Annotated in this window: 4 protein-coding genes and 4 tRNA genes; 6 read left to right on the top strand and 2 right to left on the bottom strand. The window is 46.4% G+C overall.

Annotation, left to right across the window (positions count from 1 at the left end):
* The coding region (locus tag JK211_RS16490; RefSeq protein WP_212709705.1) for a hypothetical protein at positions 1 to 220 on the bottom strand (220 nt) is incomplete at its 3' end.
* Between the two features lie 72 nt (positions 221 to 292).
* On the opposite strand from JK211_RS16490, the gene murB reads away from it, so the two are divergent.
* On the top strand, positions 293 to 1,330 hold the full coding sequence (gene murB, locus JK211_RS16485) for a UDP-N-acetylmuramate dehydrogenase (protein WP_212709704.1): 1,038 nt from the start codon (positions 293 to 295) through the stop codon (positions 1,328 to 1,330).
* Positions 1,327 to 2,289 (top strand): bifunctional biotin--[acetyl-CoA-carboxylase] ligase/biotin operon repressor BirA, encoded by a 963-nt coding sequence (gene birA, locus JK211_RS16480; RefSeq protein ID WP_212709703.1) that lies wholly within the window; start codon positions 1,327 to 1,329, stop codon positions 2,287 to 2,289. The genes murB and birA overlap by 4 nt, the downstream gene beginning before the upstream one ends.
* Before the next feature lie 46 nt (positions 2,290 to 2,335).
* Here the strand turns inward: birA and coaA are convergent, their stop codons facing one another.
* Positions 2,336 to 3,289, bottom strand: coding sequence for a type I pantothenate kinase (gene coaA, locus JK211_RS16475; protein ID WP_212709702.1), 954 nt, complete (start codon positions 3,287 to 3,289; stop codon positions 2,336 to 2,338).
* 553 nt (positions 3,290 to 3,842) lie between these two features.
* On the opposite strand from coaA, the gene JK211_RS16470 reads away from it, so the two are divergent.
* The 4 genes from JK211_RS16470 (at position 3,843) to JK211_RS16455 (ending at position 4,355) form a co-directional block, all read left to right on the top strand.
* A tRNA-Thr gene (locus JK211_RS16470) sits at positions 3,843 to 3,918 on the top strand.
* A 10-nt stretch (positions 3,919 to 3,928) separates the two neighbouring features.
* Positions 3,929 to 4,013 (top strand) — tRNA-Tyr (locus JK211_RS16465).
* Between the two features lie 189 nt (positions 4,014 to 4,202).
* Positions 4,203 to 4,277, top strand: a tRNA-Gly gene (locus JK211_RS16460).
* Positions 4,278 to 4,282: 5 nt separating this feature from the next.
* Positions 4,283 to 4,355 (top strand) — tRNA-Thr (locus JK211_RS16455).
* The last annotated feature ends 2 nt before the right edge of the window (positions 4,356 to 4,357 follow it).

The raw sequence follows: 4,357 nt of genomic DNA, 5'->3' as shown, positions 1-4,357 counted from the left end.
CGAGAGTAGGGAACTGCCAGGCATCCAATAAGACAAAAAGGCCATCCTGACGGATGGCCTTTTTGCACTGGTTTTTTAAAATCCTTCTGTACAGAATAACGGCATCTCTGTGATGTATTTCCCGTATGACTGCCTTCTTATGGCATACCCGCCTTATCCTGCTATATTCTCCCGAATAAACCCGTCTGCGTATTTCTGATCCGGTTTCATCATCCGACATTCAATGAAAACCATTAATCTGCTATTCATATCAGGTAAACTACCTTCCATATTATGTTGTTAAGGTCAGGATATGCTAAGCCAGAATCATTCACTTAAACCCTTTAATACTCTGGGTCTTGAGATCAATGCTGATGTAATTTTGCCGGTAACGACCGGAGAAGAACTGCGCAAAGCCCGGGCTTATAGTCGCTTAGCCAGTAAACCGTTTCTGTTATTGGGGGGGGGGAGTAATGTCCTTTTTCTTAATGATTTCAATGGTGTGGTTGCACTGAATCAGATTAAAGGCATCTCAGTCTCTGAGCATGATGATTACTATGATCTGCATGTCGGTGCCGGTGAAAACTGGCATAACTTAGTCAGGTATTGTCTGCAGCAGAATATTGCCGGCCTGGAAAATCTGGCATTAATCCCCGGAGTTGCAGGTTCGGCACCTATACAGAATATCGGTGCATACGGCCTGGAATTTAAAGACGTCTGCCATTATGTTGATGTAATCAGTCTGACCAGTGATGAACAAATTCGTCTTACGTCACAGGAATGTCAGTTCGGCTACAGAGACAGTATTTTTAAGCATCAGTACCGTGAAGACTATGCGATTATTGCGGTAGGGCTCAGACTGAGTAAACAATGGCAACCAAGGCTGACGTATGGAGAGCTGACTCGCCTGGATGCAGGCCAGGTCACACCAACAGAAGTATTTGATGCTGTATGCCGTATGCGTAGTAGTAAATTACCGGACCCGGCGATTCAGGGGAATGTTGGTAGCTTTTTTAAAAATCCTCTGGTTACTGCCGGACTAAGTCGCAAGTTACTGGCTGATTACCCGTCATTACCTCATTATCCGCAACCTGACGGTAAGGTAAAGCTGGCTGCCGGCTGGCTGATAGATCAGTGCGGTCTCAAAGGCTATCAAATGGGTGGTGCTGCAGTTCATCGTTTACAGGCACTGGTACTCATCAATAATGATCATGCCCTTCCACAGGATATTGTCAAATTAGCAAAATATGTCCGGCAGACTGTCGGTGATAAATTTAATGTATGGCTGGAACCTGAAGTGAGGTTTATTGATTCTCAGGGTGAATGCGATGCAGTGGGAGCAATATCATGAAAGACTATACTGTACCGTTAAAAATTGCAGCTATTCTCTCAGACGGTGAATTTCACTCGGGAGAGCAATTGGGTGATATCTGTGGCATGAGCCGGGCTGCGATTAACCAGCATATTCATACGCTGAAAAGCTGGGGACTGGATATTTATACGGTGACAGGGAAAGGATATTGCCTGTCTGCACCGTTGCAGTTACTGGATGCTGAGACTATACGGCAGCATGTAACAGGCAGCGGCGAGGTCAGTGTTTTTCCGGTAATTGATTCAACCAATCAGTATCTGATGGAGCGAATGACAACTTTATCGCCCGGAGATACCTGTATTGCCGAGTACCAGCAGTCCGGCCGTGGCCGGCGGGGCAGACAATGGTTTTCACCCTTTGGTGCAAATTTATATATGTCGATGTACTGGCGGCTGGAACAGGGACCCGCGGCAGCAATGGGGCTGAGTTTAGTTGTCGGTATCGTGATGGCTGAAGCGTTACAATCACTGGGTGCACAGGATGTCAGGGTTAAATGGCCAAATGACTTGTACCTGAATGATAAGAAACTTGCAGGCATATTAGTTGAACTGAGTGGAAAGACCGGTGATGTTGCTCATATCGTGATTGGCGCAGGAATAAATCTGATGATGCGTCAGGTTGACAGTAGTGTGGTGAGTCAGCAATGGATAAGCTTGCAGGAAGCCGCTATCAATATTGATCGTAATGCGCTTACCGCTGAGCTGATTAATACAATGCGCTCTGCATTAGAGTTATTTGAAACCGAAGGTCTGACTCCCTTTATTGAGCGCTGGGCCAGCCTGGATAATTTTATCAATCGTCCGGTGAAACTGCTTATTGGTGAGCGAGAAGTCTGTGGTATTGCCAAAGGGATAGACAGTCGCGGAGGATTACTGCTTGAGCAAGACGACAAAGTGACCAGCTGGGTAGGCGGTGAGATTTCCCTGCGTTCTCAATAGTCTTCCGGTAAGCGGTCTGAGCTGATGACAGACCGTTTACCTGCCACTATTTTCTCAAACGGATAGTATCCACCGCATGATTTTCACTTTTTGTCAGGATCAGACTGGCCCGTTCACGGGTCGGCAAAATATTCTGCTTCAGATTTTGCCAGTTAATTTCCCGCCATAAGTTACCGGCTATTTCTTTTGCTTCTGATTCCGGCAATTTAGCATAGTTATGAAAATAAGAATCCGGGTCTGCGAAAGCGCCTTCGCGAAACTTTAAAAAGCGATTAATGTACCAGTGTTCCAGCAGTTGTTCCGGCGCATCGACATAAATAGAAAAATCAACAAAGTCAGAAACGAAAACCCGGTGAGGATCATGAGCGTAATCCATACCGCTCTGTAATACATTCAAGCCTTCGAGTATAAGAATATCTGGCTGAGATACCTGCTTGTCGCCCTCTGGTATTACATCATAGATAAGATGCGAATATACCGGCGCAGTCACCTGTTGTTCTCCGGACTTGAGATCGGAGACAAAGCGAACCAGACGGTGCATATCGTACGACTCAGGAAAGCCTTTACGCTTCATTAAACCACGTTCTTTGAGTACAGCGTTGGGATGCAGGAACCCGTCAGTAGTAATCAGTTCAACTTTGCGGTGCTCAGGCCAGCGGCTGAGTAATGCCTGCAGGACACGGGCAGTGGTGCTTTTACCCACAGCGACGCTTCCGGCTATGCTGATAATATAAGGAATCTTCTGTTCGTTGGTCCCCAGAAACTGCTCAAGTACCGCCTGACGGCGCAGATTTGAACTGATATAAAAGTTGAGTAACCGGGACAGGGGTAAATAGATCTCTGCGACTTCTTCAAGAGACAGATCTTCATTTATACCTTTTAACCGGGCTATTTCCTGGCCGGTTAATGTCATAGGCACCGAGTCGCGCAAGGTTGCCCATTGTTCACGAGTGAACTGAAGGTAGGGGGAGGTAGCCAGTGACAAATTTTTTTTACTCATATTCAGGCATCTGACAACAAAGTGATCCGATTTATTTTCGGTGAAAGTAACGGGGCCATTCACGTGGCTTCAACACCGTAATGAAATGTAGTAGTAATGAGATAACAGGCTGGAGGTTAACACCAGAACGGTCTCAGGAAAAAGTAAAAGATGTCACTGTACGATAATTTCGCGCCGTACCTTAAGCAAATGGCAAAAACGACAATTAATTTATCCTGTAGCGGGTGACGTGGACGGGGTTATCAGGAAATAACAACACGGGAAGCGGTGTATTTTTCATCACTCAGTAACCCGGAGACAGAAAAAAGCGATTTTTGTGCAAATAATAGCACCGGATAACGGCAGAGATATCTCCCCGCGGACATTGCAGGAATGAATTTCCCTATACAGGGAACACCCCGGGAGAGCAAAACATCACCATTGTCTGTTGGTGATTTATACAGGGAATACATGAAAAGGCCTGTTTTGGACAAATAGTAAGCGAAGAGATAAAAAATTAAAATTTGTTGTTGCATCCTGACGCTGAGCCCCCTATTATGCGCCTCAACTTGATGCCGACTTAGCTCAGTAGGTAGAGCAACTGACTTGTAATCAGTAGGTCACCAGTTCGATTCCGGTAGTCGGCACCATTCAAGTTAAGGTGGGATTCCCGAGCGGCCAAAGGGAGCAGACTGTAAATCTGCCGTCACAGACTTCGAAGGTTCGAATCCTTCTCCCACCACCATCTCAACTCCGGTTGAGAGCATGTGAAGCAAAATGCTATCACAAGCCTGGTGAAGCAGTATTATCACCCCGAGTGTAGACTGGTAGTTTCAGTCGAAAGTCGGTCAGTTTATCTGGCAGACTCGAATAATAAGAGAGCCATCTTATTATTCAAAAGCTACAGAAATATCAGGTAGCAGAGTTCCAGGATGCGGGCATCGTATAATGGCTATTACCTCAGCCTTCCAAGCTGATGATGCGGGTTCGATTCCCGCTGCCCGCTCCAGATGTGCTGATATGGCTCAGTTGGTAGAGCGCACCCTTGGTAAGGGTGAGGTCCCCAGTTCGACTCTGGGTATCAGCACC

The sequence above is a fragment of the Tatumella sp. JGM130 genome, from assembly GCF_018257525.1.
In the GTDB taxonomy this organism is placed as follows: Bacteria; Pseudomonadota; Gammaproteobacteria; order Enterobacterales; family Enterobacteriaceae; genus Tatumella; species Tatumella punctata.
The sequence above is the reverse complement of the archived record's forward strand: the minus strand, read 5'-3'. Positions and strand labels throughout refer to the sequence as shown.

Bases quoted from the DNA above. Each gene is read 5' to 3' on its own strand.
- coaA (WP_212709702.1), bottom strand. From the start codon at position 3,289: ATGAGTAAAAAAAATTTGTCACTGGCTACCTCCCCCTACCTTCAGTTC.
- birA (WP_212709703.1), top strand. From the start codon at position 1,327: ATGAAAGACTATACTGTACCGTTAAAAATTGCAGCTATTCTCTCAGAC.
- murB (WP_212709704.1), top strand. From the start codon at position 293: ATGCTAAGCCAGAATCATTCACTTAAACCCTTTAATACTCTGGGTCTT.